This is a genomic window from Citrobacter sp. RHB25-C09 (genome assembly GCF_013836145.1).
Lineage (GTDB): Bacteria > Pseudomonadota > Gammaproteobacteria > Enterobacterales > Enterobacteriaceae > Citrobacter_A.
On sequence record NZ_CP057483.1, the window covers coordinates 598507 to 619838 of the forward strand.

General features: G+C 54.8%; 15 protein-coding genes. 3 read left to right on the forward strand and 12 right to left on the reverse strand.

Features of this window, described 5'->3' with window-relative positions; all coding sequences use genetic code 11:
* The first annotated feature begins 13 nt into the window (after positions 1-13).
* Positions 14-1501, forward strand: a complete 1488-nt coding sequence (locus tag HVY19_RS02900; RefSeq protein ID WP_181682891.1) for an altronate dehydratase family protein — start codon at positions 14-16, stop codon at positions 1499-1501.
* Positions 1502-1598: 97 nt separating this feature from the next.
* Here the strand turns inward: HVY19_RS02900 and sstT are convergent, their stop codons facing one another.
* From sstT to HVY19_RS02920, 4 genes are all read right to left on the reverse strand, one after another.
* Positions 1599-2843 (reverse strand): serine/threonine transporter SstT, encoded by a 1245-nt coding sequence (gene sstT / locus HVY19_RS02905; protein WP_181682892.1) that lies wholly within the window; start codon positions 2841-2843, stop codon positions 1599-1601.
* 231 nt (positions 2844-3074) lie between these two features.
* Positions 3075-4043: a TerC family protein gene (locus HVY19_RS02910; RefSeq protein WP_181682893.1), complete on the reverse strand. Its 969-nt coding sequence runs from the start codon at positions 4041-4043 to the stop codon at positions 3075-3077.
* Positions 4044-4324: 281 nt separating this feature from the next.
* A complete protein-coding gene (locus HVY19_RS02915; RefSeq protein WP_181682894.1) occupies positions 4325-5323 on the reverse strand; it encodes a Gfo/Idh/MocA family oxidoreductase in 999 nt (332 codons plus the stop codon).
* Positions 5324-5392: 69 nt separating this feature from the next.
* A complete protein-coding gene (locus HVY19_RS02920; RefSeq protein WP_181682895.1) occupies positions 5393-5896 on the reverse strand; it encodes a M48 family metallopeptidase in 504 nt (167 codons plus the stop codon).
* A gap of 86 nt (positions 5897-5982) precedes the next feature.
* Here HVY19_RS02920 and rlmG point away from each other — a divergent pair, with 86 nt between their 5' ends.
* A complete protein-coding gene (rlmG, locus tag HVY19_RS02925) occupies positions 5983-7119 on the forward strand; it encodes a 23S rRNA (guanine(1835)-N(2))-methyltransferase RlmG (protein ID WP_181682896.1) in 1137 nt (378 codons plus the stop codon).
* A gap of 155 nt (positions 7120-7274) precedes the next feature.
* On the opposite strand, the gene HVY19_RS02930 is transcribed toward rlmG, so the two are convergent.
* From HVY19_RS02930 to ebgR, 7 genes are all read right to left on the reverse strand, one after another.
* Positions 7275-9293 carry an NADPH-dependent 2,4-dienoyl-CoA reductase gene (locus tag HVY19_RS02930; RefSeq protein ID WP_181682897.1) on the reverse strand — a complete coding sequence of 673 codons (2019 nt, stop codon included), beginning with the start codon at positions 9291-9293 and terminating at the stop codon, positions 7275-7277.
* 175 nt (positions 9294-9468) lie between these two features.
* On the reverse strand, positions 9469-11820 hold the full coding sequence (ygjK, locus tag HVY19_RS02935) for an alpha-glucosidase (protein WP_181682898.1): 2352 nt from the start codon (positions 11818-11820) through the stop codon (positions 9469-9471).
* A gap of 16 nt (positions 11821-11836) precedes the next feature.
* Entirely contained in the window at positions 11837-12898 is a 1062-nt protein-coding gene (gene ygjJ / locus HVY19_RS02940) for a protein YgjJ (RefSeq protein ID WP_181682899.1), read from the reverse strand.
* Positions 12899-12947: 49 nt separating this feature from the next.
* Positions 12948-14381, reverse strand: coding sequence for an amino acid permease (locus HVY19_RS02945; protein WP_181682900.1), 1434 nt, complete (start codon positions 14379-14381; stop codon positions 12948-12950).
* 58 nt (positions 14382-14439) lie between these two features.
* The gene (locus HVY19_RS02950; RefSeq protein ID WP_181682901.1) at positions 14440-14889 is read right to left on the reverse strand and encodes a beta-galactosidase subunit beta; all 450 of its coding nucleotides are present in this window, start codon (positions 14887-14889) and stop codon (positions 14440-14442) included.
* Positions 14886-17978, reverse strand: coding sequence for a beta-galactosidase subunit alpha (gene ebgA, locus HVY19_RS02955; RefSeq protein WP_181682902.1), 3093 nt, complete (start codon positions 17976-17978; stop codon positions 14886-14888). Before ebgA ends, HVY19_RS02950 begins: the two co-directional genes overlap by 4 nt.
* A gap of 194 nt (positions 17979-18172) precedes the next feature.
* Positions 18173-19156, reverse strand: coding sequence for a transcriptional regulator EbgR (ebgR, locus tag HVY19_RS02960; RefSeq protein ID WP_181682903.1), 984 nt, complete (start codon positions 19154-19156; stop codon positions 18173-18175).
* A 219-nt stretch (positions 19157-19375) separates the two neighbouring features.
* Here ebgR and HVY19_RS02965 point away from each other — a divergent pair, with 219 nt between their 5' ends.
* Positions 19376-19708, forward strand: coding sequence for a tRNA-binding protein (locus HVY19_RS02965; RefSeq protein ID WP_181682904.1), 333 nt, complete (start codon positions 19376-19378; stop codon positions 19706-19708).
* A gap of 98 nt (positions 19709-19806) precedes the next feature.
* Here HVY19_RS02965 and ygjG read toward each other — a convergent pair whose 3' ends face one another.
* Entirely contained in the window at positions 19807-21186 is a 1380-nt protein-coding gene (ygjG, locus tag HVY19_RS02970; RefSeq protein ID WP_181682905.1) for a putrescine aminotransferase, read from the reverse strand.
* Positions 21187-21332 lie beyond the last annotated feature (146 nt).

The window sequence follows — 21332 nt, forward strand, 5'->3', positions numbered from 1 at the left end:
GTCTGGGGTTGATATGCAATTCATCAAGATCCATGCGCAGGATAACGTTGCTGTAGCGCTGGATGATCTGGCGCAGGGCAGCGAGGTGAGTGTTGATAACCACATCATCACGCTTCGTCAGGATATCGCTCGCGGGCATAAATTTGCGCTGTGTGATATCGCGCGTAATCAGCACGTGATTAAGTACGGCCAGCCTATTGGCCATACTCTCGCGGACATTGCAGCGGGTGAGCATATTCATGCCCACAATACGCGCACCAATCTGAGCGATCTGGACACGTATCGCTATCAACCTGAAATTCAGGATCTACCTGGGCAGCCGGCAGATCGTGACGTCCAGATCTACCGCCGCGCCAGCGGTGAGGTGGGGGTGCGCAACGAGCTGTGGATCCTGCCCACCGTCGGCTGCGTCAACGGCATTGCGCGGCAGATCCAGAGCCGTTTTCTGAAAGAGACGAACGACGCCGAAGGCACTGACGGTGTCTTCTTGTTCAACCACACGTATGGCTGTTCTCAGCTCGGTGACGATCACATCAACACCCGTACCATGCTACAAAATATGGTACGCCACCCGAACGCGGGCGCGGTGCTGGTGATCGGCCTCGGCTGTGAGAATAACCAGGTGGATGCTTTCCGCGAAACGTTGGGGGAGTTCGATCCCGAGCGCGTACATTTTATGATTTGCCAGCATCAGGATGATGAAGTGGAAGCGGGTATCGAACACCTGCATCAGCTTTATGCCGCGATGCGTCACGACAAACGTGAACCGGGTAAGCTGAGCGAACTGAAGTTTGGTCTGGAATGCGGCGGTTCAGATGGGCTTTCCGGGATCACCGCTAACCCCATGTTGGGACGCTTCTCTGATTTTATGATTGCCAACGGCGGCACCACCGTGCTGACGGAAGTCCCGGAGATGTTTGGCGCAGAGCAACTGCTGATGAGCCACTGCCGCGACGAAGAGACGTTCGATAAGCTGGTCACCATGGTCAATGACTTCAAACAGTACTTTATCGCCCACAACCAGCCGATTTACGAAAACCCTTCGCCGGGCAACAAAGCCGGGGGCATCACTACGCTGGAGGATAAATCGCTGGGCTGCACCCAGAAAGCGGGTTCCAGCCAGGTGGTTGATGTTCTGCGCTACGGCGAGCGTTTGAAGACTCACGGACTCAACCTGCTGAGCGCGCCGGGCAATGACGCCGTTGCCACCAGTGCGCTGGCGGGGGCTGGCTGCCATATGGTGCTGTTCAGCACTGGTCGCGGCACGCCATACGGCGGCTTTGTGCCAACGGTGAAGATTGCCACCAATAGCGAACTGGCGAACCGGAAAAAGCACTGGATTGATTTTGACGCCGGGCAGTTAATTCACGGTAAAGCGATGCCGCAGCTGCTGGAGGAGTTTATCGACACCATCGTCGAGTTCGCCAACGGCAAGCAAACCTGTAACGAGCGAAATGATTTCAGGGAACTGGCTATCTTTAAGAGCGGCGTAACGCTGTAAAAAAATGCCGGACGGCGCTGCGTTTATCTGGCCTACGCACTACTTAGGGTAGGCCGGATAAGGCGTCAGCCGCCATCCGGCATTAATGATGAAAGAATTAGCTGCGCAGGGCGTTATTCGCCAGGCGCTCGTCTTCAGCCTGACAGGCCGCTGCGGTAAACAGCACGTCAGTGGACGAGTTCAGCGCGGTTTCACAGGAATCCTGCAGCACGCCGATGATGAAGCCCACCGCCACTACCTGCATTGCCACATCGTTTGGAATACCAAACATGTTACAGGCCAGCGGGATCAGCAGCAGAGAACCGCCTGCAACACCCGATGCGCCACACGCACACAGAGACGCGACCACGCTCAGCAGCAGCGCCGTCGGCAGATCTACTGGCACACCCAGAGTGTGAACCGCCGCCAGCGTCAGCACGGTAATGGTAATTGCCGCACCCGCCATATTAATGGTCGCGCCTAACGGAATCGAAACGGAGTAGGTATCGCGGTCCAGGTTCAGTTTTTCACACAGCGCCATGTTGACCGGGATATTCGCCGCTGAACTGCGGGTGAAGAAGGCATACACGCCGCTTTCACGCAGGCAGAGAAACACCAACGGATACGGGTTGCGACGAATTTTCCAGAACACCAGCAGCGGGTTAATTACCAGCGCGACCAGCAGCATACAGCCGACGAGAACGACCAGCAGTTGCGCATAGCCCCACAGCGTGGAGAAACCGGTTGTTGCCAGGGTTGAGGACACCAGACCAAAAATACCGACAGGGGCAAAACGAATGACCAGCTTAACCATGAAGGTTACGGCGTTGGACATATCATTCACCAGGTTTTTGGTGGTGTCGTTGCCGTGACGCAGCGCGAAACCGAGGCCGACAGCCCAGACCAGAATCCCGATGTAGTTGGCGTTGAGTAGCGCATCGATCGGGTTAGACACCATGCTCATCAGCAGACCACGCAGGACTTCCACAATACCGGAAGGCGGAACAATATCGTTGGCACTGCTGGAAAGGTGCAGCGTGGACGGGAAGGCGAAACTGAAAACGACCGCTGCGAGCGCCGCAGAAAAGGTGCCCAGCAGATAAAGAAACAGAATGGGACGAATATTGGTTTTTTGTCCGTGTTGATGGTTGGCGATAGACGCCATGACCAGCATCAGAACCAGAACGGGGGCGACGGCTTTTAATGCGCCGACGAACAGCGTACCCAGCAAGCCGACAGCTTCAGCAGCGGGTTTGGACAGCCATGCCAGTATGATCCCCAGTACGAGGCCGACCATAATTTGTTTTACCAGGCTTCCTTGAGCCAAACGCTGGAGCAGCCCCGGTGAACGTTGCGTAGTCATTTCACGATCCTTTCAGTGTGTTGTAGCCCATCCAGCGTGCGTTCTGTCGACGCATCTAACAGGATGTAACAAAGTGTTTGCCTGGATAAGTATAAGGAAACTTCAAGCTTCGGGAAGTGAAAAATGCTGGAATTTAAGCTGAGATCATATTTTATAACTTAATGTTAACATTGATGTGACATGTTCAGCAAAAACGCAGGCCGGGCGACGCGAAAGTCACCCGGCACAGCGTTAAGAAGCGCGCTGCTGCTTATCGTGCTGATGGTTTACCCAGGCGTTAATCAGTAACGTCACGACCAGGATCCCAAACACCACGCCCAGCGAGAGGGCGATCGGGATATGGTAAAAATCGACGATCAGCATCTTAATACCGATAAACACCAGGATCACTGCCAGCCCGTACTTCAGCATAGAGAAGCGCTCTGCGACTCCCGCCAGCAGGAAATACATCGCACGCAGCCCCAGAATGGCGAATAAGTTTGAGGTCAGCACAATGAACGGATCGGTGGTGACGGCAAAAATAGCCGGAATACTGTCGACGGCGAAAATCACGTCGCTTAGTTCAACCAGAATCAGCACCAGCATCAGCGGCGTAACATAAAGCAGACCGTTTTTACGCACAAAGAAATGTTCGTTCTCGATGGTGTCCGTCATGCGCAAATGCCCGCGCAACCAGCGTACCAGCGGTTTGTCGCCAATACCTGAAGCGTCTTCTTTTGCCAGCGCCATCTTCACACCGGTGAAAAGGAGGAAGGCACCAAACACATACAGCAGCCATTCAAATTGGGTGATAAGCCACGTCCCGGCGAAAATCATAATGGTGCGCAGCACAATCGCGCCCAGTACGCCGTAGACCAGCACCCGGCGCTGCAAAGCAGGCGGTACGGAGAAATAGCTAAACAGCATTAACCAGACAAAGACGTTATCGACGGCCAGAGATTTTTCAATCAGATAGCCGGTGAGGAAGGCCAGCGTCTGGGGATCGGCAACCGCGCGCCCCTGAGTTTCAGCCAGATACCACCAGAAGGCGGCATTAAACAGTAATGAGAGGGTTACCCAGACTAAGGACCAGGCGGCCGCCTGTTTCATGGTCATCGTATGTACGCCACGACGCCCCTGAAGCAGAAGGTCGATAGCCAGCATAATCACCACAACGACAGCGAATCCGCCCCATAACAACGGTGTGCCGACAGTATTCATAAATATTCCTTACACATAAAAAAACGGCTGACGTCGAAAGGCGTCAGCCGCTGCTTTTATATGCATAGACCTCGCCTTTCGGCAAGGTCTCACTTACAACCAGAATGGAATACCACATCGTATTCCATTCTGGTTGCCCGGTGACCGGATGTGGTTTTTCACACATCGTAATGACGATCGACCGACAACGAAGTTACTCCCCTTTGCGTGCAACAAAGTATGACAGACCATTGGCTTCGTCAATGGTCTGTAACATCTGTTTTACAATGTTTTACAATGTTTTACGCTGTGGCTGTGCGACTCACATCATCAGCCGGGAAAATTACCCCCGTCTGGCGACGAATTTCCGTCAGCAGTTTTGCCGTGATACGACTGTTCGACAACCCCGGGTGATTTACTTCATTGGCTTCTACCAGAGCGGCAAATACCTCCGCCTCATACAGCATAGTATTGATATGTTGAGGCTGAGTGAGCTCCTGGGTCTTGCCGCCGCGCGGAACAAAGCACACCTTCTGGCATTCAGATATTTTTTCGATCACCAGCGATCCCGCTTCACCCTGGATTTCGCTGTCGATAACCGAGTCACTGACTTTTGAATGCTGAAGCGTCACGCTGAAATCACCGTAGTCCATGACTACCACGCCGTGGGCATCGACGCCGCTTTCCAGCAGGCAGGCGGTGGCCTGTACACCATGGGGTTCACCCCACAGCGCCACGGCAGAGGCGAGACAGTAGAAACCGATGTCCATAATCGAGCCGTTTGAAAACGCAGGATTAAAGGTGTTGGGGTTTTCACCGTCGAGATAGCGCTGATAGCGCGAAGAATACTGGCAGTAGTTGAGAAAGGCTTTGCGTATCTTGCCGACTTTCGACAGCGACTGTTGCAGCAAGAGAAAGTTAGGCAGGCTGGCGGTTTTAAACGCCTCATACAGCACCACCTGGTTTTCCCGCGCGCAGGCGATAGCGGCTTCGACTTCAGCCAGATTCGACGCCAGCGGCTTTTCACAGATCACGTGCTTTTTATGGCTCAGGAAAAGCTGGGTCTGGGAAAAATGTAGCGCGTTCGGGCTGGCAATGTACACCGCATCGATAGCGTCGCTTTGCGCCATCGCTTCGAGCGAGGTAAACAGATGCTCGACGAGATAATCATTGGCGAACGTTTGTGCCTGTTCGAGGCTGCGGGAATACACTGCGGTTAACTTGTATTTGCCGGTTTCATGGGCGGCATCGACAAACTGACGGGTGATCCAGTTTGTGCCAATCACTGCGAAACGTATCATAAACGCCTTCAGGCTCCATAAAGGGATTCTTTCGTCAATTTAGCACGGCTTTTTGACAAAGCCAGTGCGCTACTGCGCAGTTTCCTTTAATGCCTGTGCGGTAAGCCACAGCCGGGTATCAAACTCCAACTGGTGGTACTGTGGTTCCATATGACAGCAGAGCTGATAAAACGCTTTGTTGTGCTCTTTTTCCTTCAGATGTGCCAGTTCATGCACCACGATCATGCGTAAAAACGGTTCCGGCGCGCTGCGAAAGACGGTGGCAACGCGGATCTCCGCTTTGGCTTTTAGCTTGCCGCCCTGAACGCGAGACACTGCTGTGTGCAGGCCGAGCGCGTTTTTCAGCACGTGAATTTTGTTGTCATACATCACCTTATTGATCGGCGGGGCGTTGCGCAGAAACTGGCTTTTCAGATCCTGCGTATACTGCCAGAGCGCTTTGTCGGTGGAGAAATCATGCGTTCCCGGATAGCGCTTCTCCAGCACAGCACCCAGACGCTGTTCGGCAATCAACGTGCGTACCTGAGAAAGTAAATGCTCCGGGTAGCCCTGGAGGTAAGTCAGAGGGGTCATATCATTCCACGCCAATCAACAAAATTATTGTATACTCACGCACCCTTTTCAGGGATAAGCCGAAATTTTACCATTCAGGAGGGCCGATGAGCCACACAGACAACGGTTTCCGTTCACTGACACTAAAACGTTTTCCAGAAACGGACGACGTTAACCCACTGCTGGCGTGGGAAGCGGCAGATGAATATCTGCTGCAACAGTTGGACGATACGGAGATTCGCGGCCCGGTGCTGATCCTGAACGATACCTTCGGCGCTCTGAGCTGTGCGCTGGCCGAGCATACGCCGTACAGTATTGGCGACTCTTACCTGAGCGAACTGGCGACGCGGGAAAACCTGCGTCATAACGACATCGCTGAATCCAGCGTTAAATTTCTCGACAGCACGGCAGAGTACCCGCAGACACCGGGCGTGGTGCTGATTAAAGTGCCGAAAACGCTGGCGCTGCTGGAGCAGCAGCTGCGGGCGCTGCGTAACGTCGTCACGCCAGATACCCGCATTATTGCCGGGGCCAAGGCGCGTGATATTCATACCTCTACGCTTGAACTGTTTGAAAAAGTGCTGGGGCCAACCACCACCACCCTGGCGTGGAAAAAGGCGCGTTTAATTAACTGCACCTTCAGTAAACCTGATCTTGCGTATGCGCCGGAAACGTTAAGCTGGAAGCTGGAAGGTACCGACTGGACCATCCATAACCATGCCAACGTTTTCTCGCGTACCGGGCTGGATATCGGCGCGCGCTTCTTTATGCAGCATCTGCCAGAAAACCTGGAAGGGGAGATTGTCGATCTCGGCTGCGGCAATGGGGTGATTGGCCTGACGTTGTTGGAAAAAAATCCGCAGGCAAACGTGGTGTTTGTGGATGAGTCGCCGATGGCGGTGGCATCCAGTCGCCTGAACGTTGAAACCAACCTGCCCGAGGCATTCGATCGCTGTGAGTTTATGATCAACAACGGACTGTCCGGCGTTGAGCCGTTCCGCTTTAACGCGGTGCTGTGTAACCCGCCGTTCCATCAGAAGCACGCGCTGACCGATAACATCGCCTGGGAGATGTTCCACCATGCGCGCCGCTGCCTGAAAATTAACGGTGAGCTGTACATCGTCGCTAACCGCCATCTCGACTACTTCCACAAACTGAAGAAGATTTTCGGTAACTGCGTCACCGTCGCCACTAACAATAAGTTTGTGGTGCTCAAAGCGGTGAAATTAGGTCGCCGTCGCTAACGTATTGCCGGATGGCGGCTAACGCCTTATCCGGTCTACAACGTAGTGCTATCTCGTAGGCCCGATAAGCGCAGCGCCATCGGGCAAAACGGCGTATCGCCGGATGGCGGCGTTCGCCTTATCCGGCCTACAACGTAAGCCAGGTAAGCGAAGCCTTAAATCTCCAGCGCTAAACGGGTGCCCTGGGCGATAGCTCGACGGGCGTCCAGTTCCATCGCCACATCGCAGCCGCCAATCAAATGTACCGTTTTCCCCGCGTCACGCAGCGGTTCGGCCAGTTCGCGTCGAGGCTCTTGCCCGGCGCAGATAATCACGTTATCGACCTGCAACGTCTGCGCTTCGCCATTGATCAACACGTGTAATCCGTCATCGTCAATCTTCTGATAACTCACCGCCGGGATCATCTTCACCCCGCGTGAGAGCAGGGTGGTGCGGTGGATCCAGCCGGTGGTTTTTCCCAGCCCTTCGCCGGGTTTGCTGGCCTTGCGCTGGAGCATCACAATCTGGCGCGGGCTGCGAGGCAGATGCGGCCCTTCCGGACGTAATCCTCCGGGCTGTTGCAGGCTAGTGTCGATGCCCCATTCCACGCAGAAATCGGCGATGTTCTGGCTGGTGGGTTCGCTGGGCTGGCTCAGATACATTGCGGTATCAAAGCCGATCCCGCCGCAGCCAATAATTGCCACTCGGTTCCCCACCGGCGTTTTGTCGCGCAATACGTCCAGATAGGTCAGGACCATCGGATGATCGATACCGTCGATCGGTGGTCTGCGCGGTTCGATCCCACTGGCGACGATCACCTCATCAAACGCGAGCAGATCGTCTGCCATCGCAAAATGATTCAGCTTTAGCGTCACGCCGGTGACATCGATCATCCGGCGGTAGTAGCGGAGCGTTTCATAAAACTCCTCTTTGCCGGGGATCTGTTTGGCGATATTAAACTGTCCGCCAATCTCGCCCAACGCATCAAACAACGTCACCTGATGACCGCGCGCGGCGGCGTTAATGGCAAAAGCCAGTCCCGCCGGACCGGCGCCCACAACGGCCAGTTTTTTCACCTCGGTGGCAGCGACAACAGGCATTTTGGTTTCGTGACAGGCGCGGGGGTTCACCAGGCATGAAGTGACTTTGCCAACGAAGATCTGATCCAGACACGCCTGGTTACAGCCAATGCAGGTGTTGATCTCATCAGCCCGTCCCGACTGCGCTTTCGACAGCAGTTCGGCGTCGGCGAGGAACGGACGCGCCATCGACACCATATCGGCATCGCCACGCGCGAGGATCTCATCAGCCACCTGTGGATCGTTAATACGGTTTGTCGTCACCAGCGGCACAGAGACATGGCCTTTCAGCTTGCGCGTCACCCAGCTAAACGCGCCACGCGGCACCGGGGTTGCGATGGTTGGAATGCGTGCCTCGTGCCAGCCAATTCCGGTATTGAGGATCGTGGCCCCGGCGGCCTCAATGGCCTGCGCCAACTGGATGGTTTCGTCAAAGGTACCGCCGTTTTCCACCAGGTCGAGCATCGACAGGCGGTAGATAATAATGAAGTCGCTACCCACGCGCTGGCGCACCGCGCGTACCACTTCAACCGCAAAGCGCATCCGGTTGGCATACTCGCCGCCCCATTCGTCATCACGCTGGTTGGTGCGCAGGGCGAGAAATTCGTTAATCAGGTAGCCTTCAGAGCCCATCACTTCCACGCCGTCATAGCCCGCTTCCCGCGCCAGTTGTGCACAGTGCGCGAAGTCCTCGATCAGTTGCAGGATTTCATCGTGGCTCAGTGCGTGAGGGGTAAAGCGGTTAATCGGTGCCTGGATTGCAGATGGTGCGACCAGCTTCGGCTGGAAGCTGTAACGCCCGGTATGCAGGATCTGGAGGGCGATTTTGCCGCCCTCATCGTGTACCGCATCGGTAATGACGCGGTGATGCGGCACCTGGCGAGCATCATTGAGCGTCGCGCCACCTTCCGTCGTGACCCCAGACAGCGCAGGGGCAATGCCTCCAGTGACAATCAGCGCGACACCGTGCTTCGCACGCTCGGCGTAAAAGGCCGCCAGGCGTTCGGCACCATCGGGATATTCTTCCAGCCCGGTGTGCATTGAGCCCATCAGTACGCGGTTTTTAAGCTGGGTGAAGCCGAGGTCAAGCGGGGCGAACAGCGACGGGTAGCTCATAAGATTGTCCAGTATGTAAAATTATTGTTATGTGGTCGGATGAGTTACTAATTTAGCTATCGTGACGTAAAAGGGAAAAGGGGAATGCAATGAATGTGATGGGATTCAAAAAATGCGGCGGGACCGCTTTGGCAGGCCGGGTAAGGCGAAGCCGCCACCCGGCACTGTTCAAGGACTACTGTTTCTTAAAAAATCCGTTGTACAGCATGTATAAATGCGCTGCGCTCCAGGAGAAGTTCGGTGCACCCTGCTGTGCACCGGTCAGCGGGTTGTAGTTCTCCTGAATCGGGCCGTCGGCGGTTAACCCTTTTGCGTGTTTAAAGAAGGTATCCGCCAGCGCCAGTGCCTCGTCACGATAGCCATAGCGCTCCATGCCTTTCAGGCCGAACCAGAACTGATCCACCCAGACGCGGCCGCGCCAGTAGATATCCGCGCCGAACGCCGGGTTAGTCAGCGCTGCCGTACCCAACGGGACAAAGGTGTTGAACTCTTTCGGATCCAGCATCACTTTGACGACGTCATCAGCGTGGGACTGCGTCGCCGCGCCGTTAAACAGCGGTGACCAGCCCTCAGGTCCCTTTCCGCGCTCAACGATCGGTTTCCCGGCGCAGCCGTTAGCCAGCGGTTTGTCTTCAATGCGCACGTCATAGAAATAGCGGCTGGTGGGATCAAACATGCAGGTGTTGATGTAATCCGCCAGCTTTTGCGCCAACTCACGGTAACGTTGCGCCTCCTCTTTCTTCCCAAGGATTGAGGCCATTTCTGCCAGGTAATGGTTGTCGCTGTACATATAGCTTGCCTGGTCGACCGACTCCTGTAACAGCGAGTAGCCCAGCAGCGTGCCGTCTTTACTGCGGTTTTCGGCAAATTTCACCACCCAGTCGCTGCGCTTGCCGCCGTTAGCGACGTATTTATCCAGTTGCGCTTTGTCGATAAAGCCAAACACCGCCGCGTCGTCACGACCGGACTCCCACGATGCGGCGACCTGTGCGGGGATCTCCAGACTGTCATACTGGCCTTTCTCGACCACCTTCGCGTAGTTGTTCAGGCCGGAGAGCGTCTCTTCATTGTTGCCTTTCTTCACCGTAAACAGCATTTCGCCGCTGTCGGTGTTATGCGCCTTATCCCGGGTTGCGCCGTATTCCGGTACGCCGTTGACGTTATGATCGCGGTTACGCAGCCACCAGTTATGGTAAGCCACAAGCTTCGGATACATCTCCTCAAGCCAGGCCTTATCTTTGGTGACGTTGTAGACCTCCATGACTGACCACGCCGCAAGGCTCGGCTTGGTGTTACGCTCGTTCCAGTTGCCGCCGTCTCCGCCGCGTTCCGGACTGAGATTCCAGGCGATCAGGTCGGGAACAAAGCCTGCATCCTGTGGACGCACCTTATCGCCGGGCTGGATCTGCCAGGAAAAGACGGCGCGGATGTTCTCTTTGGCGATCTCCGGATTGAAGTGCGCCATGGCGAAGGCCTGCTTCCAGGTATCCCACGGCCAGGTCTGGTTGCCGGAGAACCAGCGACCGGTTACCGACGGGGTCACGGTATTGTGTTTCACCGCACCGCCCGGCGAGCGCCAGTTGCCGTTCAGCGTTTCTATCGCCTTCACCGCGACGCGGGTCTGTTCCGCCGTCGAGTGCGGGTTGGTTAACCCTTTTTGCAGATAGCCCTCCCAGCGCTTTTGCGACGCGGTAAGGTAGTGGGCCGGACGCGCCAGAATATCACGGATCTGCATCTGCTCTTTTGACGCTTCATCGGCGGTCAGCAGGTGGGAGTAGGTGGTGTAGATCGTGGTGGAACCGTTGACGTGCGCCCTACTGGTAAAGCGATGCCCGTCAATCTTCGTTTGAGTGGGCAGCGATTTATGCACCTGATATTCCGACTCGCCGCTGGTCAACAGATCCCACGTCGAGCGTACTTTGCCGAAGGTGACTTTCAGGCCGTCCGGGGTGGCGATGATTTTGCGTTGATAATCGGGAAAAGCCGCATCAATAGTTTTATCAGAAGTGGGCTTGCCCTCTTTGGCTTCCAGTTTCTCCAGCAGTTCACCGTCCCAGACCAGATCCAGCGGCTGCTTGCTGGTGATTTTCGTCTCCAGCAGCGACGTGCGCGCAGTGGCAAAGCGCAACGTCATTTCTACCTGCACCTCTTTGGAGGACAGTTTTTGCACCAGCGCGCCTGGGATGCTGTACGTCTCAAGGGCGAAATCGACCTTTTGACCGTGTTGCCAGACCGTCAGGCGGTCGAAATTCGCCGCCATAAAGTTGATGTACTCTTCCGTCAGCAGCGCAACGCCCGGAAAGCCGCCCATTGAGGCGGGTCCATCCGGCAACAGATGACCGTGCCAGGCTCCGAGATCAAAAAACGGGTTAAAGCGCTGATGGTCGTCGTAGTCGTAATCGTGCATATAGCCCGGCACACCGCTGCGGTTGATGACGTTTTTAAAGTCGTTGGCGGTCGAGGCGTGTGCGGTAAAGCTCAGCAGCAGCGCGCAGGCGAGCGGCGTCAGTAACGTATTCATTTTCATGGTTTCTCTGTCCTTGTTACCAGTAGAAATATTGCATCAGGAAGATCTGATCGCTGGGATCGCCAGAGGCATTCTGCATATAAAAACGGCTGTCAAAGGCGGTGGCGAAACGGCCGCCGCCATATTCGTACCAGATGCCAAACTGCATGAATGAGGTCGTCTCTTCGTCGGCATGGTCAGGGCGATGTTTGGCCCAGGTGTACGCCGTGGAGAGATAGACGCCCTTGAGGGCCTCGTACATCGCGCTGACCATCGTGCCGGTTTCGCTGCCGGGTTCGTCCAGGCCGTTGGCGCGTCCGGTGTGGTGCCAGGCGCGAGCGGCGAAGTTGGGTGAGAGGAGCCCGGTTAAGTAGAGTTGCCCGGTGCCGTCGGTTAACTCCAGCCCGTTCATCCAGGTAACGCCTTCGGCCAGGTCGTACTGCACGTAGCCGTTGATCATCGCCGGGTAGGTGTACTTATCGTCATAACGATCGTACTTGCCGAAGTGCAGCCAGGCTTTGCTTTCGTCATGGTGACTGGCGGGTGTTGCGGTTACGCTGTAGCGCAGTGGGCCGGTCAGGTTTTGCACCTTCAGTGCAGTCATAATGTCGCGGGTGTTGGGGATGACGTAGCCGAGATCCGGCGTGAAATCGCCCCACCACTGCAGGTCATCCAGCGAGGAGTCCTGGCGCAGGCTCAGCATCACCTCTGTGCCGTTGTCGGTGCGATAGCCGCCGTAAAAGCGATTAATGCCGCCTTCAAAACCGCCCCAACTGTGGTCGGGCACCCAGGCGTTGCCGTCGTGGTCTGCCTGTACCGTCCAGCCTTCACCGTAGATCAGGCCGAACCAGGCACCGTGTTTTATCTCCAGACCGCCTTCAATATAGGTACCATCGCTGTATTTATGCTTATCGTCGCCTTCTAAATCCATATAGCCACCAATGCCCATCTCGCCATAAAAGCGAAATGACGGAGAGGATATTGCAGGCGTTCGGGTGTCATCATGTTCGGCCGGACGAATATCTTCTGCCGCCACATTTAAGGCGCAGCAGAAGGGCAGGGCAATGATTGCCCTGCAAGACTGAATATTCAATTTCATTATGTTATTCCATGCGTTAAAAAATAGACAGCCTTTTATTGTCTTATTGTTATTCGATATTGGAAGCAGGAGCGGCTTCAATATCTTTTTCTTGTTGGGTCAATCCCTTTATATATTTACTGTATTTCCACCAGGCGAAGCCAAGGAAAATAACAATGCCGCCGACATTATAAAAAATAATGGTCATTATATTGCCGCCGGTCGGGAAGGTTGAGGCGATAAAACCGACCGTGAAAATAGCAATCAACATTGAGACAACAATAATCCCGGTACGCTGCGAACCCATGCGGAAATCCCGCGGTAAATGGTCCAGTTTGGCGCGTAAATGTAGGTAGGCCAGCATAATAAACAGCGGAGGCAGCATAGAGGCCGCAGCGGTCATGTTGATGATGGTGTTCATCAGATCCTGCACCGTATTTGATCCCAACATGGGGATAATCATCAGCGGGATGACGATGAAAAACTGGATCCACGCCGCGCGCGCCGGTACGCCGTTTTCATTCAGCTCGACGGTCTTCTTGCCAAAAATGCCTTCCGGAATTTCGGAGAAGAAGATTTTTACCGGGGTTGCCGTCCACATCAGCAGGGAGCCGAACATCGCGGTAAAAGAAACCAGCCCGACAAAGCGGTTCATTAACACTTCCGGCAGGCCAAAGTACGCCGCCAGGCCGTGGAATACCTGCACGGAACCGCCGGTAAACTTCAGTTCTTTGCTGCTGACAAAAACGTTAATCAGTACTGAGGAGATGGAATACAGCACGCCGATAAAGAGGCCTGCCAGGATAATCACCTTCACGAATGACTTAGAACCCCCCTTGACGTCGTTAACGTAAACCGCCACCGACTCCGCGCCGCCTGCCGCCATAAATATCCAGGTCGTGATGCCGAGGAACGCCCAGTTAAAATTGGGGATCATGGCCTCAACGGAGATGGGATCCGCTGGCTGTACGCCGCCGACCAGCGCCGTTCCCGCCAGCAGAATGTAGGAGAGCGTCAGAAGCAGCATCAGCGTAGAGGTGACGGAGGTAATCGGCCCGAGCATTTTCGCCCCGTTGGTGGATACCCAGGTTGAAAAGGCAAACAGCACCATGCTCAGGATCGTGGTCGCCACCGGCGTGAGCATATACTCATAGCCGAGAAAGGCATATGAGGCGTAGGCAATGACGCGCGGCAGCAGCGAGGTAAAAAAGAACAGATTCACAAACCAGTAGGTGTAGGCGGTAATAAATGCCCAGCGTCCGCCCAGCGAACTTTTTACCCACGCGTAAACGCCGGCTTCCGAGTTTTTATTCAGTGAAACAAATTCCGCGATAATTAAGCAAAAGGGGATGAAGTAAAATATCGTGGCGAGGAAAAACATGGGGGCTGATGCCAGCCCAAGCTCGATATTATTATTGATGACGTTGTTAAAACTGTATACGGCGGCAAAGGTCAGCGAAAGCAGCCCGAATTTGCCGATTGTATTTCGTTTTGTATTCGACATATCACACTTCCTATAGGGACAGGGTGGTAAGTGGCGCGATATCTACCGCGCCGTTTTTTTATTTGTTATGGAAATAACCATCTTCGATGGTGACTTTGAGTACCACTTTTTTAACGGCATCCTGGCAAATGAAACGGTACGCTTCGCGGTTGTCGCAAATGACCATTTGTCCTTCATGGACGTCTACGGTTTCACCGCAGCCCTTCAGATATTCGCGATCGGTTTCATCGCGGTAATATTCGACGACCTGGAGTTGGTCTTTTGCGGCGAACTCAATTTTTTGCCGGCCTTGCAGGTAATAATGAATTTCAAAATAGCGGCGATGCCCGGTAAACAGCGCATCGGTCGCCGAGTCGATTGCCACGCGATAGGTCAGTGAATCGCCAATGGAATGCGCGACGCCCGCCTGGATGTTGTCGATGTTTTCAATCGCTTCAACGCAGCGCTGCCACTTCCGACCGGATGCGTAGATCTGGCGGAACTGTTGTAAGTTATCGAGGATTCTCATTGTTGATTCTCGCTGTGCAAATTCGTGGAAAAGAAATCCGCGCCAAAAGCGTGACGCGCGACGGTCTGCGCGGTGCTGGCTCCCCCAGCGATCGGCAGCAGCGTGAATCCGTAGCTGAAGTCGTTGAACCAGACGCGCCAGCTGTCCAGCACTTCGCTTCCCCAGGAGTTAGAACCCAGTCCCAACAGTTGATGGTCCAGATTCAGAGTGATGTCATCGCTGCGCTGTAGCTCATTACAGTGCTGCGCGGCAAACAGGTTTTCTGGGGTATAGCGCCAGGCGCTCAGATTGATTGGCTGCTGGGGGACGACCAGCAGGCCGTTTCCGTGACGGTTGGTTAACGCCGCCCAGCGCACGTGCTGGCGGTTGCCGTTGTTTTGCGGGAAGGGATAGTTTTCAAACATCACGTCAACACTGCTCTGCCAGAGGTCGATGATGTTGGCCTGCTGGCTGTCGGGATAGTTTTCACCCGGACCGCGTCCGTAATAAGCCACCTCGCCGAAATCGCCGTTAATCCCCATCGTGAAGCCAATGCACGGAATAATGTGCGGAAAGTCGCCGTAGCGTTCGCCAGACAGCGCCACGTTAACCTGGCCGTCCGCCGCAATGCGCCAGCGGTAGGTGCAGCGCATGCCGAAGTCAAAGACCGGCGGCGCAATGAGGGTACGACAGGTGATCAGCACGGCATCGTCGGTTTGCTCAACGCTAAACTCGCGCAGATGTTCCTGCATAATTTGCAGGTGGTTCGGCTGCCACAGCCCTTCAAACTCCTGCTTGTGGTTATCGATTGTCGGCTTAAAGAAGTTAATCTTTGGCTCACGGGTGAGCATCGCTTCGCCATTTACCGTCCACGCTGTCGGCTTACCGCTCAGTCTGGAGAAGGTCAGTTGGAAGTTGGCCCCACGAACAGTGCAGCTCAGGCGATCGTTTTCCAGCGCAAGCGGACAGGCCTGCGGTTGGTTGAATGGCGCGAGCGCGGCAGTGCTGGCCTTGAGTGAGAATTGATAGCGGGCAACCGGATGGCCTGCTTCGCTGTACAGCGTCCGCGAATCTTTGGTTATGGTGACGTTGAGGAAGGTTTCCCGTGCATCCAGTTCCGGCAGCGTGCAGCGCAAAATGGTTTCGCTGTTGGGGCCGACGTCGTGCAGTTTGACCTGCTGCGTTGAGAGAGTTTCCCCTTCGGCGCGGACTTCTATGTGCAGGGTGTAGTCGTCCAGGCTGGTGAACCACAGTTTATTAGCAATGCGCAACTCGCCGCGCACCAGATCGTGGGCGAACACTTTCACCGGCGCAATCACCTGCTTGTACTCTTTCAGCCCCGGCCCCGGCGTCTGGTCAGGATAGATCAGGCCGTCCAGACAGAAGTTGTAGTTGTTCGGGTAGTCACCGTAGTCGCCGCCGTAGTTGTACCAGACGTTGCCGTGGTCATCTTTGGCCTGAATGCCGTGATCGCACCACTCCCAGACATAATGACCCTGAATGCAATCATGCTGATAAAAGACGTTCTGATACTCCGTCAGGCCGCCGGGACCGTTGCCCATCGCATGCGCATATTCGCAGATAATGCGCGGCTTCGGATGCGGGTATTCGCCAAATTCATTCATCAGCGGAACGCGGGTGTACATGGTAGAGATGATATCCACGACTTCAGCGTCACGATCTTCTTCGTAATGTACCAGTCGGGTGTCGTCCAGCGCTTTGGCGGCGTGATACATCGCGCGAATGTTACAGCCGTAGCCGGACTCGTTGCCGAGGGACCAGATGACGATGGACGGATGGTTTTTCTGCGCATGAATATGGCGGACGATCCGTTCGACGTAGACGTTTTCCCATTCAGGATCGTCGGTAATGCGGCTGATATCGCCCACGTTGGCAAAACCGTGCGATTCAACATCCGTTTCCGCCATCACAAACAGGCCGTAAATGTCGCACAGCTCGTAAAAGCGCGGGTCGTTTGGGTAGTGCGCTGTGCGTACTGAGTTGATGTTGTGCTGCTTCATCAACTGAAGATCTTTTTCCACGCGGTCCATACCGACCGCGCGACCTTTCAGATGATCGTTATCGTGACGGTTCACACCGTGCAGCATTACGTAGTGGTTATTAATGTAAAACAGGCCGTTACGCACTTTGATATCGCGAAAACCTACGCGCTGCGGCACCACTTCCAGCACCTTGCCATCCGCATTCTTCAGGATCATCACCAGGTGATACAGATACGGGGTTTCAGCGGACCACTGCTGCGGCGCGGTGACGGTAAAAGCGAAGTGCGCCTCGCTGCGCTGCACCACGCTCAGGCTGCTTATTTCGCCGGAATGCACCACGGTTTCGCCGTCAAACAGCATATATTCCAGCGACGTTATTGCAGGCGTGCTGGTCAGGTTTTCCAGTTCCAGCGAGCAGGAGAGTGTGGCGTCGCGGTAGTCGTCATCGAAATCGGTGCGTACGGTGAAATCCTGAATATGGGTGGCGTTTTTGCCGACCAGATAGACGTCGCGGAAGATCCCCGCCGTCCACCACATATCCTGATCTTCAACGTAGGTGGAGTCGGCCCACTGCATGACCCGCACGCAAAGCAGGTTGTCACCGGTGTTCACAAAGGCGCTGATATCAAACTCCGCCGTCAGGCGACTCCCTTTGCTGAAGCCAACATAGTGACCATTGACGTAGACTTCGAAATAGGTTTCGACGCCGTCGAACTTAATCAGCGTTTGCTTGCCCTGCCAGCCTTCGCTCAGGGTGAAGATGCGCTGATACGCCCCGGTCGGGTTATCGCTGGGGACAAATGGCACGTCGATGGGGAAAGGGAAGCCTTCATCGGTGTACTGCAACTTGCCGTGGTCTTCCATTTGCCACATTGCGGGGACGGTAATGCTTCCCCAGTCCGTCATGTATTGCGAAGTAAACGCTTCCGGCACGCGCAGCGGGTGATCGAAGAACCTGAAGTTCCACTGGCCGCTCAGCAGCAGAAAGTGGCTGCTGGTTTCGCGGGCAAACGAGCGCGCCAGGGAAACGGAGTCATAGGAGAAAAATGCGGCGCGCGGCGCCAGTCTGTTTTCGTGTGTGAGCTGAATGTTTTCCCAGCGATTCATAATGCCTCCCGGCGGAGAGAAATCGTAACCATCAATGGCATGGTGGGTAAAAGAATTGTCGGAGAGTTTGGTAAAAGTTTTACTAAAAAATAGCAGTTAAACCCATTTACTTTAACTGGATCACGAAAATAGCGTTTTGCGGGTGTTGTGCATGAAAATGCACGCCCGGCAGAATACCGGACGTGAAAAGGGAATTATCGGGTGGTGCCGCGCAGCTTCAGTTTGCTGGGAACAAAGACCAGCAGCGGCAGCGCGCGTCCGTCACGCGCTTTTTCAAACAGCAGATTCACCCCCTGGCTGCCCATCATTTCCGAATGGATGCGTACGGTAGAAAGTGGCGGAAAGGTAAAACGTGCCGTGGGAATGTCGTTAACGCTGATCAGTGAGATATCGGTTGGGATCGCCAGCCCGCGTTCGTGAATGGCGCGCAGAACGCCGATGGCTATGGAGTCCGAGGCGACAAACAGCGCCCGCGGATAGTCTGCTTTCGCCAGCATCTTTTTCGCCAGCTCATAGCCGGAGGAACTGGAAAAGCCGCCGCGCCAGATATCTTCTTCGCGCACCACCTGCTTCAGACGCCCGTATTCGACAAACGCCGCTTCACGAATATCCGCCTTACCCGGCTCGTCTTCACCGCCGATAAAACCGATGCGGGTGACGCCCTGGGCACTGTAGAAATCGATAATCTCTTTGCTGATTCGCGCTAAATCAATATCGACGGCGTCGTAGTCGCTGCCCGGCTCGTGGAAGTCGATAAAACAGATATTATCGGTCAATGCGGTGGCGGCGCTGCGCAGGGCAGGAGACGGCTTGCCGACAATCAAAATGCCGGTGATGTTTTTAATGTCCGGCAGCCCACTGTGCTCGTAGCAGTTGGTCAACTCAATGCCCAGCTTTTCACACTGGGTTTCAATACCGTGGCGGATCGCCAGATAGTAGGGATCGTTGATTTCCAGATCCTGCTGATAGCTGTAGATAGCAAGGATATGCTGCAGGCTGACCGTACCGCTCTGGCTCTTGCGGGCGCTGCTGGTTTTGTATTCCAGCTTTTCGGCAATTTCCAGTATGCGATGCTTGGTCGCCTCCTTCACGTTCAGCGTAGGATCGTCGTTCAACACCCGGGACACTGTCGCCAGGGAAACACCCGCTTCAATTGCAATATCTTTAAGTGTGGCCATGGTTACTTTATCTCGACGTTATCCGGGTACGCTTTGTCATTGTAAAGGAAGCGCTTTTCTATGCATCTGTTTTCAGTAAATAAAGCGAGAATATTTGACGCGTTCAGGGTAAAACGCCGCTTTTCGAATGTGATCTATACAACATTTTCCTGTTATTTTACGCAGTGACAAGAAAATATTTTGCTATCATTTAGTAAAATTTTACTAAGTGGAGGATACATGGAGACCGTGGCATTTGCGGATTTCGCCCGCATGGAGATTCGGGTTGGCAGGATTACTGATGTGAAGCGGCATGAGAACGCCGACAAGCTGTACATCGTACAGGTAGATGTTGGAGAGAGAACGCTGCAAACCGTCACCAGCCTGGTGCCGTATTACACGGAGGCCGACTTGTTGGGAAAAACGGTGGTGGTGCTGTGCAACCTGCAAAAAGCGAAAATGCGCGGTGAGACGTCTGAGTGTATGTTGCTGTGCGCAGAAACCGATGACGGCAGCGAGAGCGTCCTGTTAACGCCGGAGCGCGTCATGCCTGCGGGCGTGCGAATTGTGTAGACATTAAAATGCCGGGTGGAGGCTGCGCCTTACCCGGCCTACGGCACGAAACCCGTAGGCCGCATAAGCGCAGCGCCATCAGGCATCTTCCGCTCAGACTACACCTCTTCCACGCTCACCCGGATCGCCGCCAGCGCTTTTCGTGCTGATTTCAGCACCAGTTCGCACTGTTCGATGGTCAGCGTCAGCGGTGGTTCGATGCGGATCGTTTTCGAGTTGTTGAGCGTACCGGCAACCAGCACCCGCAGGCGGAACATCTCGCTGGCGAAACGGTAGCCCGTTTCATTGTCGACAAACTCAATCGCCATCAACATTCCTTTGCCGCGCGCATCATGAACCAGATCGGGATATTCCCGCGCCAGTTGGCGGAAACCATCCAGCAGCATATCGCCTTTCTGCTCCGCCTGCGCTGGCAGGTTCTGCTCCAGCAGCACGTTAATGGTCGCCAGCGCAGCCGCACAGGCCAGCGGGTTACCGCCAAAGGTGGTGGTATGCAGGAACGGGTTATCGAACAGCACCGAGAACACCTCTTCGGTGGCGATCGTTGCACCAATCGGCATTACGCCACCGCCCAGCGCCTTCGCCAGACAGAGAATGTCAGGCTGCACATTCTCATGCTCGCAGGCAAACATCTTGCCGGTGCGCCCCATTCCGGTTTGCACTTCGTCCAGGATCATCAGCGCACCAAACTCGTCGCAGAGCTTACGCACAGCGGTCAGATACCCTGGCGGAGGGAGGATCACGCCGCCTTCACCCTGGATCGGCTCCAGGATCACCGCCGCCACATCATCGCCGGTTTTTTTGCATTCGTTCAGTTCGCTACGCATCGCTTCAATATTACCAAACGGTACGTGACGGAATCCCGGCAATAGCGGCATAAACGGCTTACGGAAGGTGGATTTTGCGGTGGCCGAGAGTGCGCCCAGCGACTTACCGTGGAAGGCGCCGCTGGTGGCGATAAACGTATATTTACCGCGCGGCGACTGGTAGGCTTTCGCCAGTTTTAATGCGGCCTCGACGGATTCCGTACCGCTGTTACAAAAGAAGCTATATTTGAGTTTTCCGGGTGCCAGGGCGGCAAGGGTTTTTGCCAGCATGGCCCGCAGTGGGTCAAGCAGTTCCTGACTGTGCAGAGGTTGTTTCGCAAGTTGGTTCTGTACGGCGGAAACGACAACTGGATTACGGTGCCCCACGTTGAAAATTCCAAAACCTCCCAGGCAGTCAACAAACTCCTGTCCCTGGGTGTCGACAAGCGTATTCAGACTTCCCGCTTGCCACTCTACGGCTCCGTAATCCCCGCCGGCGGTAACAGATTTGCGATACTCTAAAAACCCCGGATTCACATGCTCTTTGAAATACTCAATCACCTCTCGATTTAGTGCTTTCATTTCCTCATGGTCAAGCGTTCGCTTTTCTATGAGATTCAGTGCGTGTGCGCTACAGGCCAAAGCCGATGCGCTGGAAGGTAACCTGTTCAAAATATGCTCCCGGGGCTCGCGTATCACATGATACCAATTTAAGTATTGCAGGGATTGCGCCACTCCGGCGGGCAGAACGAAAATCGGGATAAACGACAGGCCGAAACGTAGACGTGCAACATTTAATCTCAATTGTTAACATTTTC

Excerpts from the sequence above, each read along its gene's own strand:
- ygjJ (WP_181682899.1), bottom strand. The coding sequence starts at position 12,898 with ATGAAATTGAATATTCAGTCTTGCAGGGCAATCATTGCCCTGCCCTTC.
- HVY19_RS02965 (WP_181682904.1), top strand. The coding sequence starts at position 19,376 with ATGGAGACCGTGGCATTTGCGGATTTCGCCCGCATGGAGATTCGGGTT.
- HVY19_RS02900 (WP_181682891.1), top strand. The coding sequence starts at position 14 with ATGCAATTCATCAAGATCCATGCGCAGGATAACGTTGCTGTAGCGCTG.
- rlmG (WP_181682896.1), top strand. The coding sequence starts at position 5,983 with ATGAGCCACACAGACAACGGTTTCCGTTCACTGACACTAAAACGTTTT.
- HVY19_RS02930 (WP_181682897.1), bottom strand. The coding sequence starts at position 9,293 with ATGAGCTACCCGTCGCTGTTCGCCCCGCTTGACCTCGGCTTCACCCAG.
- HVY19_RS02945 (WP_181682900.1), bottom strand. The coding sequence starts at position 14,381 with ATGTCGAATACAAAACGAAATACAATCGGCAAATTCGGGCTGCTTTCG.
- HVY19_RS02920 (WP_181682895.1), bottom strand. The coding sequence starts at position 5,896 with ATGACCCCTCTGACTTACCTCCAGGGCTACCCGGAGCATTTACTTTCT.
- HVY19_RS02915 (WP_181682894.1), bottom strand. The coding sequence starts at position 5,323 with ATGATACGTTTCGCAGTGATTGGCACAAACTGGATCACCCGTCAGTTT.
- ebgA (WP_181682902.1), bottom strand. The coding sequence starts at position 17,978 with ATGAATCGCTGGGAAAACATTCAGCTCACACACGAAAACAGACTGGCG.
- sstT (WP_181682892.1), bottom strand. The coding sequence starts at position 2,843 with ATGACTACGCAACGTTCACCGGGGCTGCTCCAGCGTTTGGCTCAAGGA.
- ebgR (WP_181682903.1), bottom strand. The coding sequence starts at position 19,156 with ATGGCCACACTTAAAGATATTGCAATTGAAGCGGGTGTTTCCCTGGCG.
- HVY19_RS02950 (WP_181682901.1), bottom strand. The coding sequence starts at position 14,889 with ATGAGAATCCTCGATAACTTACAACAGTTCCGCCAGATCTACGCATCC.
- ygjK (WP_181682898.1), bottom strand. The coding sequence starts at position 11,820 with ATGAAAATGAATACGTTACTGACGCCGCTCGCCTGCGCGCTGCTGCTG.
- HVY19_RS02910 (WP_181682893.1), bottom strand. The coding sequence starts at position 4,043 with ATGAATACTGTCGGCACACCGTTGTTATGGGGCGGATTCGCTGTCGTT.